General features: G+C 51.1%; 15 protein-coding genes. 2 read left to right on the top strand and 13 right to left on the bottom strand.

The genetic code is table 11. The features are described from left to right. Positions 1–214: 214 nt before the first annotated feature. From F3F96_RS09050 to F3F96_RS09005, 10 genes are all read right to left on the bottom strand, one after another. Complete coding sequence (locus F3F96_RS09050; RefSeq protein WP_176962937.1) at positions 215–379, bottom strand: hypothetical protein; 165 nt, start codon at positions 377–379, stop codon at positions 215–217. Between the two features lie 39 nt (positions 380–418). Continuing rightward, positions 419–1,876 (bottom strand): NAD(P)/FAD-dependent oxidoreductase, encoded by a 1,458-nt coding sequence (locus F3F96_RS09045; RefSeq protein ID WP_176962936.1) that lies wholly within the window; start codon positions 1,874–1,876, stop codon positions 419–421. Between the two features lie 255 nt (positions 1,877–2,131). Then, positions 2,132–2,509, bottom strand: coding sequence for a fluoride efflux transporter CrcB (gene crcB / locus F3F96_RS09040; RefSeq protein ID WP_176962935.1), 378 nt, complete (start codon positions 2,507–2,509; stop codon positions 2,132–2,134). Further along, a complete protein-coding gene (locus F3F96_RS09035; protein WP_176962934.1) occupies positions 2,506–3,822 on the bottom strand; it encodes a replication-associated recombination protein A in 1,317 nt (438 codons plus the stop codon). Before F3F96_RS09035 ends, crcB begins: the two co-directional genes overlap by 4 nt. A 23-nt stretch (positions 3,823–3,845) precedes the next feature. Further along, entirely contained in the window at positions 3,846–4,961 is a 1,116-nt protein-coding gene (locus F3F96_RS09030; protein ID WP_176962933.1) for an OmpP1/FadL family transporter, read from the bottom strand. Positions 4,962–4,970: 9 nt separating this feature from the next. Next, complete coding sequence (locus F3F96_RS09025) at positions 4,971–5,654, bottom strand: outer-membrane lipoprotein carrier protein LolA (RefSeq protein WP_176962932.1); 684 nt, start codon at positions 5,652–5,654, stop codon at positions 4,971–4,973. Continuing rightward, positions 5,651–7,852: a DNA translocase FtsK gene (locus F3F96_RS09020; protein WP_176962931.1), complete on the bottom strand. Its 2,202-nt coding sequence runs from the start codon at positions 7,850–7,852 to the stop codon at positions 5,651–5,653. Before F3F96_RS09020 ends, F3F96_RS09025 begins: the two co-directional genes overlap by 4 nt. A gap of 21 nt (positions 7,853–7,873) precedes the next feature. After that, positions 7,874–9,532: a ribonuclease J gene (locus F3F96_RS09015; protein ID WP_176962930.1), complete on the bottom strand. Its 1,659-nt coding sequence runs from the start codon at positions 9,530–9,532 to the stop codon at positions 7,874–7,876. Positions 9,533–9,628: 96 nt separating this feature from the next. Further along, positions 9,629–10,210 carry an orotate phosphoribosyltransferase gene (gene pyrE / locus F3F96_RS09010; RefSeq protein ID WP_176962929.1) on the bottom strand — a complete coding sequence of 194 codons (582 nt, stop codon included), beginning with the start codon at positions 10,208–10,210 and terminating at the stop codon, positions 9,629–9,631. A gap of 181 nt (positions 10,211–10,391) precedes the next feature. Next, entirely contained in the window at positions 10,392–12,902 is a 2,511-nt protein-coding gene (locus F3F96_RS09005) for a PAS domain S-box protein (protein ID WP_176962928.1), read from the bottom strand. Between the two features lie 282 nt (positions 12,903–13,184). Here F3F96_RS09005 and lptG point away from each other — a divergent pair, with 282 nt between their 5' ends. Continuing rightward, positions 13,185–14,243, top strand: coding sequence for an LPS export ABC transporter permease LptG (gene lptG / locus F3F96_RS09000; RefSeq protein WP_176962927.1), 1,059 nt, complete (start codon positions 13,185–13,187; stop codon positions 14,241–14,243). Between the two features lie 103 nt (positions 14,244–14,346). Here the strand turns inward: lptG and F3F96_RS08995 are convergent, their stop codons facing one another. Further along, complete coding sequence (locus tag F3F96_RS08995) at positions 14,347–15,120, bottom strand: inositol monophosphatase (RefSeq protein WP_176962926.1); 774 nt, start codon at positions 15,118–15,120, stop codon at positions 14,347–14,349. A 203-nt stretch (positions 15,121–15,323) separates the two neighbouring features. Here F3F96_RS08995 and F3F96_RS08990 point away from each other — a divergent pair, with 203 nt between their 5' ends. After that, positions 15,324–17,441 (top strand): PAS domain-containing hybrid sensor histidine kinase/response regulator, encoded by a 2,118-nt coding sequence (locus F3F96_RS08990; RefSeq protein WP_176962925.1) that lies wholly within the window; start codon positions 15,324–15,326, stop codon positions 17,439–17,441. A gap of 43 nt (positions 17,442–17,484) precedes the next feature. Here the strand turns inward: F3F96_RS08990 and truA are convergent, their stop codons facing one another. Both truA and F3F96_RS08980 read right to left on the bottom strand, forming a co-directional pair. Next, positions 17,485–18,285, bottom strand: a complete 801-nt coding sequence (gene truA / locus F3F96_RS08985; RefSeq protein ID WP_176962924.1) for a tRNA pseudouridine(38-40) synthase TruA — start codon at positions 18,283–18,285, stop codon at positions 17,485–17,487. Continuing rightward, complete coding sequence (locus F3F96_RS08980) at positions 18,273–18,989, bottom strand: hypothetical protein (RefSeq protein WP_176962923.1); 717 nt, start codon at positions 18,987–18,989, stop codon at positions 18,273–18,275. The genes truA and F3F96_RS08980 overlap by 13 nt, the downstream gene beginning before the upstream one ends. Positions 18,990–19,012: the final 23 nt, after the last annotated feature.

Below are 19,012 nucleotides of genomic sequence, written 5' to 3'. Positions count from 1 at the left end.
ACTACATCGAAATGTTCTACAATTCAGTCAGGCAACATGGTTATAATGGCAACTTGTCGCCAATCGAGTTTGAACGGCGATATTATGAAGAGCTCAGAAGTGTCTAGAGAATCGGTAGCGATTCAGACGATAAATGGGTGGATTGCTGAAAATAAAAAAAGCCCCCTGCTTGCGCAGAGGGCTTTGGTGTTTCAGCGGTTAATACCCTTGGGTATCAGTGGTGCGATTTCGACATCAATTTAAGCATTTTAAAATTGATGACGATAAAGCGGTAGAACTGCCAGATAACAGATGTCCGCATACTTTTGGTAAACCCGGTCGGGGCTGGTGGATAATAAGCCTGCTGATAAGGCTCCTTATTGGTTGGTTTATTTGCCATGTCATGCTCCTCAAAAAATATTTATAAATATCTATTCTATTAATCTGGTAGCAGTGACCAGCCCGGTTTCAGCTTAGCCTGATAGATGAAGGTGTGGTGCAGAATATACTTCATCCAGTGACCTGCCAAACCGATCTCACCGGTAGTAAGGTTAATATCACGTCCATGTTCAGGATATTTTTCAAAGTCCGGCACAACCGGGAACACAGTCATTGTTGCAGCTGTACCCTTAAATATGTGTGAACCAGTTGAGGCCACACATGCCGCACCCATCTCTGCCATCGAGGCGGTATGGGTTGGTTCAGCAGCGCCATTAACCATATCACGAATACTCTGAGCCACAGCGATAGCCATGGTTGCTGATGGCATACCGGTACGTGGTGGAGTTGGGCCAATAGGTGTGCCGTTGGCACTCTGCATTGGCTTGCTGATCGGATGTGGTGGTGCAAAGGCGATACCGATGGCAAACATGTTTTTATAAATTGGGTTCTGGTAGTTCCTTGGCCAATCCTTGGCACTCCACTCCTCAAATGGGCGTGGTGTGTAATCAGCATCGACTTTCAGGAAGCCATTAGGTGCAAAGATATTACCTGTAATATCTTCACCGGCCCTGTCGAAAGCTTTCAGGCCAACACCGGCAAAGGGTGGAATCAGCATGGAGAAATCAAACGCCTGCTCATGGAACTCGCCGTCCAATGTTTCATAATGGATCAGGCCAGCTTCAACCTTCTTCACATGGGCACGGGTAATCCACTCAATGCCGCGCTCAACCATCAGGGATTCAGCGAAGGTTTTACCGTTGGTGACGTAACCACCACGTTTGATATGTACGCCGCCCATACCGAAATCACCGAGTTCATACTCATTACTGATCCAGACAATACGGGCCATATCGCGAACACCGGCTTCGCGAATAATGTGATCGACGTTATAGATATACTCAAAGGCCGCACCCTGACAGGTACACATGCCGTGACCGGTTCCGATCACCACGGTGCAGTGCTCACCGGCTTTCATTCTATCAATGGTCGCCTGCAGCTTCTCATTGGCCTCAAGTGCATGGCCAGCAGTACAGACCGATACAGTAAAGCCGTGATCCGGACCTAATCCTTCGGTAGCGCCAAAGTTCAGTTTCGGACCGGTCGCATTGATCATGTAGTCATATTCAATGTTCTCCTGCTCACCGGCTCTGCTCTCAAGGGTGTACTCAACAGAAATAAATGGCTTGTCGCTATCGCCACTTCCCTCTGGGTTGATAGAGAGCGCTTTGGCCTGACGGAAATCGACATTGGTCTTTTTATAGACCTCAGCCAGATCGAAGGTCACGTCCTGTTCGGTCATTTGACCCACACCTACCCAGATATTGGATGGAATCCAGTTCCATTTGGCATTAGGGGAAACCACGATAATCTCATGTTTTTTTCCTATCCATTTATCAAGATACCTGGCTGCAGTATGGCCAGATATGCCTGCACCTAAAATTACGATTCGCGACATGTTTCCTCCTTCATTTTCCTAAACGTCAATAGTGATCGAATTCAAATTATCGCGTGAAGATATTATAATATTGTTATATGTCAAGCATCACGTTATCCTAATATTATAACAGGAAATTCAGAAAGTGCAGAGATACCGGCTCACTACAGCGTTCAAGTTACTGATCTATAGGGGAAATTAAAGATCTACATAATTGATAATGTGGATTGTTATAGTATAACGAAGGTCGAGGATTCCCGATTTAGCTCAGGCTACTTAGAGGGTGCGGGCCAGCTGAATGCCCAGCCATGTCAGGGTGAGGCAGACAACGACCTGACCGATGACATTACCAAGAGCGAGAGCCAGAGCCCCCTCCTGCAACAGGCGGATCGACTCCAGTGAATAGGTAGAGAAGGTGGTAAATGCGCCGAGGAAACCAACCGTGAGTGCCAGACGTACCAGTTCACTGACTGTAGAGCGCTCAATGAGCCAGACAAAGAGGAAACCGAGCAGGAAGCTACCAATCGCATTGACAGCGAATGTACCCCAGGGAAACGGACCGCCAGCCATGCGCTGGATACCCGATGCCATCAACCATCGCATCACTGCACCTGCCGCACCACCAATAGCCACTGCCACCAACTGAGCTGTCACCTTTTCTCTCCCCTTCTCTCATTCAACCAATCTATTCGCTCTTTAAGTGTACGTTCAAAGCCGCGCTCGACTGGTTGATAGAACTGACCATGCACACCATCGGGAAGATGCTGCTGATTGACCACCCCGTCCACTGCATTGTGTGCATACTGGTAACCGGCGCCATGCCCCAGCTCTTTCATCAACTTGGTCGGTCCGTTTTTCAGATGCTTGGGAACATCGGTATGCTGCGTCTCTCTGGCCAGTTTTCTCGCACTCTTTTCGGCCATATAAGCGGCATTACTCTTGGGTGCGAGGGCGAGGTAGATCGCCGCCTCAAAAAGCCCCTGCTCCCCCTCTGGTGAGCCGAGAATCTCAAACATGCGGTGGGCATCGAGTGTGATATTCAGTGCTTTAGGATCGGCAAGGCCGATATCTTCGGTAGCCATACGAATCAACCGGCGAGCGATATACAACGGCTGCTCCCCAGCCTCCAGCATACGCGCCAGCCAGTAGATGGCACCGTCAGCATCGGAATCACGCACAGACTTGTGCAGTGCGGAGATCAGATCGTAGTGGGCATCGCCATCACGATCATAGCGGGCAGCACGCCTGAGGCTCTGCGCCTGCACCGCCTTTTTATCCCAGCTTTTTGAGCGATCCGATTCAAACAGCGCATTCAGGGCATTGATCGCATAACGGGCATCACCATCACTACCCTCCGCCAGCCAGTTCAGCGCATCAGCATCAACCGCGAATTCGGATGACTGCTGCTGCAGATAAGCCACGGCACGCTGAAGAATCGATGCGATATCAGCGGCTTCAAGGGCATTGAGCACAATCATGCGGCAACGTGAAAGCAGTGCATTGTTCAGACTGAATGAGGGGTTTTCCGTAGTAGCACCGACCAACACCAGTGTGCCATCCTCGATATAGGGCAGCAGCACATCCTGCTGGGCTTTGTTAAAGCGGTGAATCTCATCAAGAAAGAGCAGCCATGTCTGACCCTCGGCTTTGGCCTGCTTAACCACCTGCTGCACTTCCGCTTTACCTGCAGAAACAGCAGAGAGTTGCCTGAAGGGAATGCCGGCCGCATCAGCCATCATCGTGGCCAGCGTGGTTTTACCCACCCCCGGAGGTCCCCAGAAGATACAGGAGATGCAGCGCCCTTCTGCCATCATTGCGGCAAACCATGAGTCAGTTCGGGTCAGCTCATGCTGACCGGCCACTTCTGCAAGAGATTTAGGACGGATGCGGTGCGCCAGCGGTACATTGATATCGATCTCTGAGCCAGCTCCGGCCTCAGGATGAAGAAGTGATACCTGCTGTGCCATGCGACAGCCCCTAGGTAGCGATCTTAATCAAAGGTTTTGGTGATAGAGAAAACCAGCGCCTGATTACGATCACGATAGGTTCCGGCATAGGCACCGGTAACAGTTTTCTTATTATGGTAGGTATAGCTGTAGGAGAGATCCATATGGCTGTTCATGATAACGCCACCAATACCCAGACTAACGCGGTGACCATCCTGATCAGCCATAATCGGATTGTAACCGGCCACCTTATTGGCACCCTGATCATAGGCGTAACCCAGACGCATCTGGCTGCCCGGGTACCAGGTCCAGGTGAGACCGGCCATGGCGGTGATGGTGTCACGCAGCTGCAGTGTATTACCCTGCACCACAACACCGGCAGCAGTGACATTCATATCTTTCAGCGCCGACCAGCGGCTCCACTTCACATCGGTCTCAAGACGCCACACATCTGCAAAATCATGGGCAATAGCAAGTGTGGCTTCATCAGGCAGTTTAAATGCGAACTCCTGATTCACCCCTCCGGATACCGTCACTTTGGCACCTGAGCGATAGGTCGCGCCCAAACTCCAGGCCGGAGCAGGTTTCCACATCAGAGCGGCGTGACCACCGACAGTGGCATAATCGTTATCATCAAAACTACTGGTGCCCTGCGTCAGGGTGGCACGGGTGAGATACCAGTCGACACCAGCTGCCACAGCCAGTGAGCTATTGATGGCATAGACACCATTAAAAACAGCATGATCCACGGTCACTTTAGTAATACCTGAAGCCGCACCAAAGGTACTGCTCCAGTCATTATTGATCTGATAGGTCGGCACAAAACCGAAACCGATGCCCCAACGACTATCCAGCGGAGCCCAGGTTGCATAGATATGGCCACTGGATGGCGCTGTACCATCATTCGGGCCGATACCGGCCGGGATTTTTACTGAGTTATCGCGATAGTAGAGACCTATACCACCGGTAACGGTGACACCGGGCAGCCAGGCGATACCGGCAGGATTATAGATGACCGCTGAAGCATCATTGGCGGTAGCAGCAAATGCATCGGCAACACCGGCAGCCGCAGCAGAGTAGCTATGCTGGGCAAAACCACCGGCATGAGCCCATGTTCCTCCCATCATTACAGCAGTGATCAAACAAATTAGTTTTTTCATCAATATTCCTTATTCACGGTTTGCCGAGCGCAGATCAAGCACATCCACACCTTCAGGCGGCGTAAAACTAAATAGATTTGCTGAAGGTGCAACGTACGAACACTCAGAGAGTCGCATGCGGTTGCTGTTACCCAGCAGATCCATGCGCTCAATAGCTACCAGATCACCCAATTTATTGAAGCCCAGCCATACATCTGCGGAGTCGCGAATGCGTACCTGATAGCGTCTGATTTGCAGTTCACTATCGAACTCCTGACTCATCACTTCTACATCTTTCACCGAAACACGTCCATCCAAGAGCTGCATCACAGCCGGATCAACCTGCTCCAGATCACTTAAGCGTTCAGCCTGCATCAGATCAGGCTCATAGTGCCAGATCACCGAACCGTCACCGACATAGAGCTGATCATAGGGTTTCTCATACGACCAGCGAAAACGTTTAGGTTTAAGCAGCGCCACCTCTCCGGAGAAGTTCTGCCCGCCGCCATCACTGAACACCATTAACTGATCAAAGTGGCACTGAAAACCCGGCAGATCGGCAAGCCGCTGGATACTCTCGGCAAAAAAATCGGGCGAAGGTTTCTCATGGCCATCAAGTTTCCAGACCTGCTCCACCTTGGCGGCATGCAGTGGTGAGGCCAGCAACAGCAGGGCAAACAGGGAACTCACTACAGTAGTGATCAACGGTCTCATTCGAATACACCGCCACCATCAGATTCAGAGCGAGCCAGTACCTTGCGCATGCCACCGGATTTCGGCTCTGAAACGAGCCCTTCACGCTCCATCTGCTCTACAAGACGACTGGCACGGTTATAACCGATGCGCAGGTAGCGCTGCACCATAGAGACAGAACACTGCCCCTTCTCAATTACCAGAGCAGCGGCCTCATCATATTTCTCATCATGCTCTTCGCCGCTCATGCCACCAGGGCCTCCGGCATCATCTGCAGTCGGTGCCTCAAACACCTCTTCGCGGTAGTCCGGTTCGCCCTGTTCCTTGAGATGATCGACCAGATCAATCACCTCGGCATCCGATACAAAGGCACCATGTACACGTTTGAGATCACGGCCACCACTTAAGAAGAGGCTATCGCCATTACCCAGCAACTGTTCTGCACCCATCTGATCAAGAATGGTTCTTGAATCGATCTTCGATGAGACCTGAAATGAGAGACGGCTTGGCAGATTGGCTTTGATCAGACCGGTAATCACATCCACACTGGGTCGCTGCGTTGCCAGCACCAGATGCAGACCCGCCGCCCTCGCCTTCTGAGCGATACGACAGATCGACTGCTCCACCTCTTTACCTGCCACCATCATCAGATCGGCCAGCTCATCAATAACAATAACAATATAGGGCAGACGCTCTGTATCTTCCTCTTTCTCGGCAGCCTTGTTATAACCATCAATATTACGCACTTTGGCATCACTCATCAGCTGATAGCGACGCTCCATCTCATACACTGCCCATGCCAGTGCCTTGGCCGCTTTATGCGGATTGGTCACCACCGGCACCAGCAGATGCGGAATATCATCGTAAACCGAGAGTTCCAGCATCTTCGGATCAACAAGAATCATGCGCAGATCCTGCGGTGTCTTCACCATCAGCAGTGAACAGATCATCGCGTTGATCGCTACCGACTTACCCGAACCTGTTGTACCGGCCACCAGCAGATGCGGCATGCGGGCCAGATCAGCCACCACCGGCTGCCCTGAAATATCAACGCCGAGCGCAATCGGCAGAATATGTTTGCGGTTGGCGAACTCTTTGCTGGAGAGCACCTGGTGAATCACCACCATCTCCCGCTCCTCATTCGGCAGCTCAATACCGATCACATTTTTACCCGGAATATTACCCGCGACGCGCACACTGACCGCAGCCATGGAGCGGGCCAGATCATCCTGCAGGGCAATAATTCGGTTCACTTTGGTACCCGGTGACGGCTCCATCTCAAACTGCGTCACCACGGGTCCCGGATGCACGGCAAGTACCTGTCCATCCACCTTATAGTCGAGCAGCTTCTTCTCCAGCATGCGAGCGATCGCCTGCATCGCCTCAGGGTTGTGGGACTTCTGCCCCCCCTCTCCCCGACCATAGATATTCAGTGAGGGCAACTTGAAACCTGACTCACTGGAATCAAAAAATGCCAGTTCGGCCTGCTGCTGTACCTTGGCCTGACGTGATACATTGACCCTGGCAGGTTTGGTCACTTCGGGTTCAGTTTTGGCTGCCCGCTTAGGACGAGCCTTACGAACCTCTTTACGCACTTCCCGCGCTTCCATGCGATCCTTGCGTTCAGAAGCCTTGGAGAAGAGCCCCTGCACAAGGCTTAACAGATAAAAGGCAGCAAAGGCCAAGCCCTGATAACACTTCTGCAACAACATCAGCAGCGAGAGATGGGTGGCGGCAACAAGGCTGGCAAGCAGCAGTGTCAACAGCAGTACATCCCGACCAATACTACGCAGTGGCTCAAGCAGTGCAGTGTCCAGCATCGCACCCAAGGCGCCACCGGGTGTAGCCGGAAGCTGAAGAAGATCAACCGCAGAACCGGCAGGAATATGGGCATGCATCAGTGCTGCCATCGACAGCGCAACAGGCAACCAGAACAGCGAAGTCCAGCTGCCCATATAGGGCTTGTGACCCCAGCCAATACGTATGGTCAACACCACCAGCAGCGTGACCCATAACCAACCGGCATAACCAAACAGCTGATAGATAAAATCAGAGGCGTAAGCCCCGACCATGCCGGTCAGATTTTGTGCTGCATCTCCGGTTTCACGATTCAGTGATGGATCCAGTGGCGAAAAGCTGTACATCGCCAATACCAGCACAATAACTATGCCGGCAATCAACAGCGCCAGTGATTCGCGAACTAACAGACGAACATCCATCAGGTCTCCTTGTAGCCCAACTTACAGTGCCAGCACGATGGGCAGCACCATCGGTCTGCGACCAATATGTTTTTTACACCAGCGACGCAGGAAGATACGTACTTCCTCTTTGGCAGCATCCATATCCGTAAGCCACTCTTTATCCATACCTTCAAGGAAGTGACGCAGTGCTTTACCTGCAGCCTCCAGCACCTCCTCACTGACATCCTCATGCAGCACACCACGCGCCACCAGCTCCGGTTCACCGAGTAGTTTGCCTTCATGTTTACTGAGCAGCACAAAGGCTGAGATCATACCATCATCGGCCAGCACACGCCGATCACGCAAGACAATGCCATCAATTTCGTCACGGGCATCACCATCAACAAATACAGCTCCGGCATGGAATTCCGGCCCCTGTCGCACGCCATCCTCATCAACAATCACGCTGTATCCGTTCTCAGCGATGACTGTATGATCAGTCGGGATACCGGCAGAGACCGCCAGATCACGATGTTCGATCAGATTACGGTATTCGCCATGCACAGGATAGAAGTAGGTTGGTCTGGTCAGCTGCATCATCATCTTCAACTCATGCGCCTGAGCGTGACCAGATACATGCAACGGAGCCTGCCCAGCGTGCATGATTCGAGCCCCACAGCGATAGATATGATTGTACAGACCGGCAATCACCCGCTCATTGCCCGGAATATTACTCGAAGAGAAGATGACCAGATCACCATGGCCAAGTTTAAGACCGGTAAATCTATTCTGCGCCAGTCGTGCCAGTGCAGCACGTGACTCTCCCTGCGAACCGGTGGCAATAATCAGCAGTTTATCGGCAGGTATATCAGCGGTCTTTTTGATATCGATCAGTGTTCCAGAGGGAACATTTAATCGTTTTAGCCTACTGGTGATATCCATATGGCGTTCCAGGCTGCGCCCGGCAACTGCCACCCTGCGGCCATTGGCTACAGCGGCATCAATGATCTGCTGGATACGGAACATATTGGAGGCAAATGTTGTGACAATCACCCTGCCAGAACACTGGGAAACAGCCTGCTTCAGTGCCGGACCAACCACACGTTCGGATGGGCCGCTGCCGGAGCGGGTCGCATTGGTCGAGTCAGAGGCCAGCAGCAGCACGCCCTTATCACCGAGCTGCGAGAAGCGATGGATGGCTGTGCTACGGCCATCGATAGGGGCCGGGTCGATTTTGAAATCGCCGGTATGCACAATAATGCCAAGGACGGTGTGAATGGCGATCGATACGGCATCCATAATCGAGTGGGTTACAGGAACCCCCTCCACTTTGAACGGTCCGACATTAACACTGCTGCCATCATCAGGCAGGCGACGAAGATCGCCCTTGTAACCGCGTTCAGAGAGTTTTGCCTTAATCAGTGCCAGCGTCACCTCTGAGGCATAAACAGGCAGCCCCAGACGCGGCAGCAGATGTGGCATGCCACCAATATGATCCTCATGGCCATGGGTAATCAGCAGGGCATGAATATTCAAACCAAGTTCATGCAGGGATGAGATATCCGGTACCACCACATCAACACCATGCTGTCCGGCATCAGGGAAACCCATACCACAATCGACAATCACGGCATCATCATCAATGGCATAGACCATCATATTTTTACCGAATTCGCCGACCCCACCAAACGGGAAACATCGCAGTACAGGTTTACTCATTTAAACTCCTCATTTCTCTCTCCGGGCAAACGTAACAGATCACAATGAAACTGCCGTGCCCTTCATCACAAGCACCCTTTGCAGGGTAGTATCTAATCAGGCTGCGCCACGGCTGCCGGGTTTCACAGGCGGTAGAAGCCCCTCTGCACACATTGGGCAGGCATCGGCTGCATAGGTCTCAACATCCAGACTGATAGCTGTTGCAAAAGGCACATCAAAGCGACCCTCGGCATCCGGCGCACGATCGACAACCGCCAGCACCTTCACAGGTTCACCACCGAACTGACGCACAACCTCCATACATTCACGTACAGAACCACCAGTAGTAATCACATCTTCAACCACCAGCAGCTTTGTGCCCTCTGGAATCGAGAAACCACGACGCATCTGCATCTCGCCCTCTTTACGCTCGGTAAAGATAAACGGCTTACGCAGCAGACGTGCAACCTCCTGACCAATTACCAGGCCGCCAATAGCCGGAGAGACCACCATATCAATCTTATCAGCATCAACCTTGCCGATCAGCTCACCAGCCAGAGCGGTCGCATTATCGATATTCATCAACACCAGTGCCGACTGCAGATAGCGGGCAGAGTGCCTGCCGCTTGAAAGAATAAAGTGGCCGTTTAACAGCGCACCTGCATCCTCATACATTGCCAGAATCTCATTCTCATTCATTGCATCAATCCTTTTGTGTCAGCTCAGCTCAGGGAAAAAGCTAACAGCTGCGGAAAATTTGCGGGAGTGTAACAGTTTCCCCGCCAACACAGAACCTTGCACCCTGCAGCGGTGCAGAGCGGTAACTGTTATCGATAATATATGAAAAAGGAATGCTTTTTTAATACCAGCAGGAAATGATTCAGCGGTTGAGTATCTCTTTGAGTATCTGACTCAATACCGAGATCTGATAAGGTTTTCTCAGCACCAGCTCTCCAGTATGCTCAATACGTTTATGCAATGTGTCGGTAGTGTCGTAACCGGTTGCAAAAATAATGGTAACATCCTCGTTGATAATCTGGATCAGATCGGCGGTTTCCGGACCACTGAGTCCAGGCATCACCACATCCAGTATCACCACGCCGATCTCGTGTTGATGCGCTTCAAACAGCGCGATTGCCTCTCTGCCACTGGCTGCACTCAACACTTTATAACCCAGCCTGCTCAGCACCTTGCAGGCTGTCTCAACAACCAGCTCATCATCATCAACCACCAGAATGGTTTCACCGTGCCCTGTGCTCACCTCAGCCTCAATATCCATAATCTCTGAAGTTTTACTCAGGGCCGGAATATAGAGATGCATGGATGTGCCCATGCCCAAACAACTATCCACCTCAATGACTCCGCCATAACCCTTGATGGCACCAAACACCATAGAGAGACCTAAGCCTGCCCCATCTCCCACCTCTCGTGTGGTGAAGAATGGCTCGAATATTTTTTCCAGACACTGCTCTTCTATACCCGCGCCATTATCTTTTACCGTAATCCTGGCAAACTCACTGCCTTTCAGCTCAGGAAATCTATTCAGAAACGAGTGATCTGCGACATAGTGGTCCAGGATAATGGAGATTTCAGGTTTGTTCACACCCTGCAGCGCAGCCTTTGAATTGTTAATCAGATTCATCAATATCTGCTGCAGCTGGCTTCGATCCACATCAACAGTAATCTCCTGATCAGAAATCTGCTGTTTCAGAGTGACATCCTCATGCAAGGAGAGCTGAAACAGCTCTTTGGAGGACTTCAAAAACAGTGCAAGGTTTGTCTCTTCAGTTCGGGTTGTACCCTTTCGGGCAAAGGTAAGCAGCTGTTTAATCATATCTGCGGCCTGGAATGCCAGTGACTCCACAGTGTTCAGCTTCTCCACCGCGGCGACATGCTCTTTAACCTCACTCTTGGCCAGATAGAGATTGCCGGTCATGCCTGCCAGCATATTGTTGAATTCATGAGCGATGCCACCGACAAGTGTACCGAGTGACTCCATACGCTGAGCCTGCTGGAACTGCTCTTGCAGCTGTTCCTGCTCACTGGCATCAAGAAATACGCCGATATAGTTTTTCACCACGCCATGCTCATCGCAGATAGCCGTGATAGAGAGGTGTTCCGGATAGATGTCGCCATTTTTACGACAATTAACGATACGCCCCTGCCACTGGCCACGTTCCTGAATCGCATGCCACATTCTTTGATAAAACTGCCCATCCTGCAGGCCTGACTTCAGCATACTTGGATTGCGACCGACAGCCTCATCTTTGCTATAACCAGTCACCCTCTCAAACGCAGCATTCACATCAATAATTGTACCTTTGCAATCGGTAATCATGATGCCGCCAATGGTGTTGGTGAATGCCTCGCCATAAAGCTCAAGCCTGCTCTCTGCAGCACGACGGGCTTTTTCACTGCGACTGATCAGTAGATATAAGAGCAGAATAAAGAACACCATAAAGCCGACAAACAGGGCCATCGTTGTATACAGAGCTCTACTCAAATCAATATTTTCCGTTGAGAGATCCAGCAGCATGATCAACTGGCCAATCTCCCGGCCTGATGCATCCAGAAACGGGGTATGCTTCAGACCATAATAGATATCACCCATCGGAATAACATGAGGCAACTCATCTTTACGATCCAGCGACGCTTCTATGACCGGAATCAGCTGTTTGGCCCTCTCCTCCGGATAGAGTAAAACAAAGCCTTTAAACATTGACCAACGACCATTCACTCTATGCGTCACATCCTTATGCAGATGTGATTTATCCACAGCCAGCACAATGCGAAAAGAGTTATCCAGCTCAATACCTGCAAGAATGTCTTCCAGCTCAATGCCCAACTCCAGATAACCAATTCTTCTCGCCCCCAGAGTCCAGGGCACAACCACACGCAAAGTCAGTGTTCCTAAGGGGCCTAACTCAATACCCGCCACCCGCTGCCCTGTTAGCTCCGCCTGCTTTGCCGTCACGCGATCTATGATATCGCCATATCGCTCAGGCTGGTGCATGCGCAGCACAACACGGCGCTCAGCATCCATGAAGTACATATGAGTAACCTGATTATTCTGCTGCAGTGTCTTAAAATAATCTGCCGCCAACAATGCAAGGCGCTGCCGGTCTTCTGATTCAAGTGCTTTAGTGATGGCCTCTGAGTCAATAGAACGTTGAAGTAGAAGTAGCACAGACTCCATCCAGTGCGTTCTGATAGCTGTCTCCGAGGTCATCTCCGCTTTCAGGGTACTGAAGTTATCTTCGATATGGGCATTAAGCTCATCACCCTGCTGCTCACTTAATTTGTAGTGCAATGCAACGGTAAGAACCAGCAGCGCAATGACGGTAACAGATAATACTCTGGTAAGAATGGAGTGGTGCCTAAACTGCATCATGTCTTTCTTTTAGACCAATTCATCACTTTTATCAACTGCATGCATCAGTGCATCAACAGGCACAGGCTACCCCTCTATCTCCATGTTCTACTTTACCTGATCAGACAATCAACCAGTCTGCTCATTCAAAAGAGATAGAGCAGCTAGCGCAATCGGACGACATCGACTCCATCAATAGGGGTTTTTCCTATCACAAAGGATAATCAGCCCCCTACCCCTGCATCTCAGGATATTTTTCACTACCCACTTTCACAATCACTCATGCATGCATAGTCTTGGCAGATGCCTGTCATCTTCCGATGGATATTCTCCGGTTGCATTAGCCGCTCTTTTGTCACACTGGCAGCGCTGCTCTCTATCTATGTGATTATTGAAAGCTTCGATAAAGCCCGTTACCTCGGTCACGGTCTGGACGGCGGCCTGATGATCGAATACCTGCTGTTGAAAATTCCATTTATGATCAATGAGTTTATGCCGATTATCGTATTGATCGGTGCCAGCATCTATCTGATCGAGCTCTCCCGCAACCATGAGATGGTTGCCATTCGCGCCGCAGGACTGGGCATCAATAAGCTGCTGATGCCTCTGCTTACAGTCGCCCTTCTCGCCGCAACGTTAAGCTTTATTGTCGGAGAGTGGATCACACCTGTCACCAACAAACGACTGGATGTTATTGAGAATGTGCATATCAAACAGCAGCAAAGTGCCAATCAGGGTGTGCAGTGGCTCAAAGACGGGCAGCAATTTTACCGCCTGATGCCATTGAAAGAGGGCCGTTTTACCATGGTTGTGATTGAGACTGATGCTGAGGGGGGCTGGCTCAAACGCATTGATGCCGCCAGCGCCAGCTATGCCAACCAGCAGTGGCAACTCACAGATGTTCATATCACCACCCCTTCGCCTGAAAAGGGTACGCTGCATGAACATCTCGACAGCCTGATTCTTGACTCGAATGTCGGGCCGGAGACTGCCGAACTGCCCAAACCCCGACACATGGAGTTCTCCGAGCTCTACCACTACATTGCAGATCTGGAACATGCCGGCTTGACCACCGGCTCCTACACCTACGCGCTGCACAGAAAAATCGCTGCACCTCTGGCAAGTCTGTTGATGGTGATTCTTGCAACAGCGCTCTGCCTGCATACCGGCAGTCGTAACAGTAGAGTCTCATGGGGCATTATCACCGCCATATCACTGGGGCTGCTGTTTTATGTTATCGGCAATGCAGGTTACCTGCTGGCCGCAAACGAGCATATATCCCCGGCCTATGCGGCCTGGTTACCCACACTCGTATTTGGAGGCTTGGGCATGTATCTACTGCTTAAGCGGGAAGGCCATTAAAAAACGAACCATCAGGTAAAGAGTATCCCCTGGGGGACGAATGAACGCTAAATAAACACGAATATCGTGGTCAATAGCGCTGAGAAAGTGGACTGATAACGAATCAGGTGATGTTGATCAGTTTGCTGACGTCTCTGTGCAGATGCGGATTGGATGCAAGAATATCACCCTTCTCTAGATCGATGCTTGCACCGGCAAGATCGGTAGCCAGACCACCGGCCTCCTGCACCAGCAGGTAACCTGCTGCGATATCCCAGGGTCTCAGACCCGCTTCCCAGTAAACATCCAGACGTCCTGCCGCCACATAGGCGAGATCAAGGGCAGCTGAGCCGCCGCGACGGTAACCATCCATGGCACGCATGCAGCCATCCATACGCTTCTGAAACAGATCGATATGCTCCCGCTGGTAAGATGGCATACCTGAAGCAAAAAGTGCATGGCCCAGACGCTTCTCATTGGTGACACGCAGACGACGGCGATTGACAAAAGCACCGCCACCATTCTTTGCCTCAAAGGTCTCATCACGAATCGGATCATGAACCACTGCCAGCAGTGGTTTACCATCTTTCCATGCCGCGATAGAGACAGCAAAATGGGGATAACCGTGAATAAAGTTGGTGGTTCCATCCAGAGGGTCAACATACCACTGGATTGAGGCCTCGGGATTCACCCGCTTATCCGACTCTTCAGCAACAATGCCGTGCTCGGGATAGTGCTGGGTTATCTCTCTGAGGATCAGTGCTTCCGCACGCTGATCCACATCGGTGACATAATCCCGATCTGTTTTCTGATGCACTGTAAAGCTATCACGCTCATCAAATGCCCTGGCAATCAGATCACCGGCCCGTCTGGCGGCCCGAACAGCTACATATAACACGTTTCACTCCTGAATCAGCCGATCTACGAATAAACAGAACCCGATCGGTTCGCGAACCATATCAAGGATGACCGGAAAAGTACGCCAAAATTGTTATTGATGCCGTCTCGCCTTGCAGGAGCATCAATTAAAACTACACTCGTAAACATGGGAGCAGGCCGATCCATCTCCTGTTCGAAACAAATCCAGTGAGTGGAGGGCTCATGTTAAACTTCAACAGCATCGCAACATGGTTGCAGAATGAAGCCTATACGGGCAACAAACCGCTGGCTGAACTGCAGCTTCAGCAGACCAAAGCGCGCATACTACTGACCATCGCCAGTCTCACCTATGTGATCCTGCATGGTGATTATTTCACATACTACAAGGTAGAGGCGCTCAGTTTCGCTGCCCTCTATTTTATACTCAATGCCGCCGCACTGATCAGCCTGCGCAAGCGCCCCTTCGCCCTGATTGGCTCACTTTTCTATCCGCTGCTGGATGTGCTTATTGTCACCTTCGGTATGCTCATTGATGGCGGTCATTCCAGCGGCGTCTACTTTATGCTGCTGCCGATCATTATCGGCAATGGCCTGCGTTTTGGTAATCCGATGCTTATCTATGCCCAGGCTTCATGCCTTATCGGCATGTTATGTTCAACCGCCTATGGTCATTACACGCTACAGCTTCCGATCGATTATACGCTGCTCTACTGGCAGATATTCACGCTGCTTGCCGTACCTTTTTACGCCTATCTGATCGTAAAGAAGGTCGAAAAGGCAATCTACGAAAAAAATGCCGCGGAGCAGAGCTCGTTTCAGCTCATCGACAGGGGCCCCCTGCCAGTATTCACCTTTGAACTCGATGCCAAACGGGCTCCACAAATTCTCTATGCCAATGAAGCGATGGTTCAGCTTTTTCAAAACGCTCAGGCCGATATTCTGGATCAGCCTGCCGACAGACTTGTGCTGCCCGAAGATAGTGATGAGATGATCAAGTTCTGCCGCAGTGCATTTCGTGATGAAGCAGACGGTAGCGTTCAACAGCCATCCACAACCTACCTGCGAGGCATGGATGCATCCGGACGTATCATCAAACTGATGGCCACTGCCATCCGCATGCGCTGGCAGGAGCGCTGGATCGGTGTCTGTTTCCTGCTTGATATTACTGAGCGGGAAACGCTGCAGGAGCAGATGGAGGCCGTGCACAGGCAGGGTTACATGTCCACGCTCGTCGCCGGCATTGTGCACGACTTCAGAAATGTGCTGACCAATATGATCGGCAATGCTGAAGTGGTGCAGATGAACTGCTCCGACCCTGTTGAAAAACAGCAGATCGAATCCATTATTGAGGCCGGTGAGCGCGGCAGTGATCTTATTACCCACCTGTTGAAGCTGAGCAGAAACAGTGAGCGTAATCAGAGCCACAACCGCACTCAAGGTTCGGCACTTTTGCAGCCACTGGAAAACATTATCGGACTGGCCCGTCTGCAGCTGCCTCACAATATCCGACTGGTCAGCAGGATTGAGGATGAACTACCGGATGTTGAGATCGAAATTATCGAGATTGAACAGATTCTGCTTAATCTGATTAATAACGCCATGCAGGCGATCAGCGACTCAGGTCTTATCGAGGTCAATATCGGCAGTGAAGATAATCAGCAAGCGGATCAAAAACAGCTCTGCATCACCGTCTCAGATAACGGCGAAGGGATCAGCGAAGAGAATATTGATCGTGTTTTCAAACCCTTCTGGACCTCAAGGGCAGATCAGGGTGGCTCAGGCCTTGGCCTGACCATGGTGCAACGCATTGTTAAACTGCATCAGGGTAAAATCGATATCTCATCACCGGCCGGAGAGCAGCAGACCACCGTTCGCATCTGCATCCCCTCTTATATGACAGAAAATAAGGTTGTGATTGCACAAACAGTAGTCACACCGCCAACTGTAAAGCAACCTGAAGAGACTACTTCTCAGCGCATTCTTCTGGTTGATGACATGCCTGATATCCTCAAAGTCCACAACGCCATTGTCACCCGTCTGGGTCATGATGCAGAGGCTGTCGAATCAGTTGATTCAGCCCTCACACTGTTTACAGACCCATCATCTCATTTTGATCTTATTATCACTGATTTTCGCATGCCTGGAAAAGATGGACTGGAGCTGGTGCAGGAGATCAGAAAGCGTGATCCGAAAATCCCCATTCTTATGGTTACCGCCTTCGGAGAAGATGAACAGCTACAGCAGGCCGGAAGTTATGGTGTTACCCTGATGAATAAACCGATTACCATTGAGCGAATGAAAGCGGGCATAGCTAAAGCAGTGGCTGGTGAGCTGACCTGATGCAATCCAAATCTAGGGAGCTGCTCAACAAATCAGCGTTTTCCTAGCTTTTACCAATCAGATCAGAAGCGCTGAAATCATCATATAGGGCATCGATAAAATAGAGCCCGTGCGCAGGTGCCGTAGCAGCGCCTCTGCTCCTGTCCTGCTGAGCCAACAGCTCCCGAAACTGCTCAGGCGTCTGTTTTCCAAGACCTACTTCGACCAGATTACCCACCAGATTGCGTACCATATGATAGAGAAAACCATCGCCAGCCACCTCAATGGAGATAGCAAAACCATCTCTACTGACATCCACCTTGCTCATTGTACGAATGGCATGCGCGGCCTGACAACCGGAAGCACGCAGCGATGAAAAATCATGCCTGCCAATACAGTGCGCAGCAGCCTCCTGCATCGCCTCCAGATTCAACGCTCTGGGCACCCAGAAGTAGCGCCAGCGATGCAGTGCAGAGAGCGTATTGCGATTTGATATCAGATATCGATAGGTTCGCCCCCGGCAATCAAAGCGGGCATGAAAATCTGCTTTAACAGCACGTACACCGACAACCCTTATCGAATCCGGCAGCCTGCTGTTGAGACCATGCAGATAGGCCAGATGAGAGCGCTGCCAGCGCGCTGATGAGACATCAGCATGAACCAGGAGTGCTTCTGCATGCACACCGCTGTCAGTGCGGCCTGCAGCAACCGTCACAACAGTTTCACCCTCTACAGCCAATAGGGCGGCCTGCAGCTCAGCCTGCACGGAAGTGGCATTATCCTGTTGCTGCCAACCATGAAACACGCGGCCATCAAACTCGATTGCCATAGCGATGCGTTGCTTCTGTATCTCTACATCTGCCATGCAACCCCCAGGCCAGAAACAGCAACAGAGAGGCAGAGCAGATTAACAGTCAGGCTGGAAGCAGCTGCCTGAGAGGTTGCATGAAACTGGCTGTCAGCCGATGAGGGCCAGCGTAACCATAACTGCTGTGATTGCACTTCTGCCAGGGCTAAGGCAGTGCTGAAGGTCGATACAAGCATAACAGGCAGCTGCTGCCATGATCTGCGCAGCTGCCAGCGACTTCGAAATGCCTGCAGTAGCTCGCCAACACTTGAACGCAGTGGCGCCATCATCACCAGATAGGTGATGGCAGAGCTGCTGAAAAATGGCAACAGCAGTAAGAGCTGAATCCATTCACTGCGTCTGAGTGCAAGAAACATGACAATCGCTGCAAAAAACAGGGCTGCCAGATGCACGGATAGCTGCAGACCCAGCTGCAATCCCTCCCATGTAAAAGGTAGAGCCCATCCCGGTAGCATCAGTTGTCCGGGTGAAAAGCAGAGGTGAAGAAGAATAATCGGAATGATAAACCAGCGTAACAAGCCGAAAGAGCGCCCTACCCTGTCCCACTGTTTATCGATGGCGCGAACAGAGAGGCATGCGATCAACAGCACTATCAGTCCATAAGCAGTTGAAGTGGTCGTACTGGCCAGCATAAGCAGAGCCAGAGCAAGCAGAACGCGGGTAATCGGATGCAGAGTGTAAAACAGACTGGTATCAGCCATAATTTAGGTGCGCCTCAAATCTG

It is taken from the genome of Mariprofundus sp. NF, assembly GCF_013387455.1.
Taxonomy (GTDB): domain Bacteria; phylum Pseudomonadota; class Zetaproteobacteria; order Mariprofundales; family Mariprofundaceae; genus Mariprofundus.
Note: the sequence above shows the minus strand (reverse complement) of the source record. Positions and strands in the feature narration are given on the sequence as shown.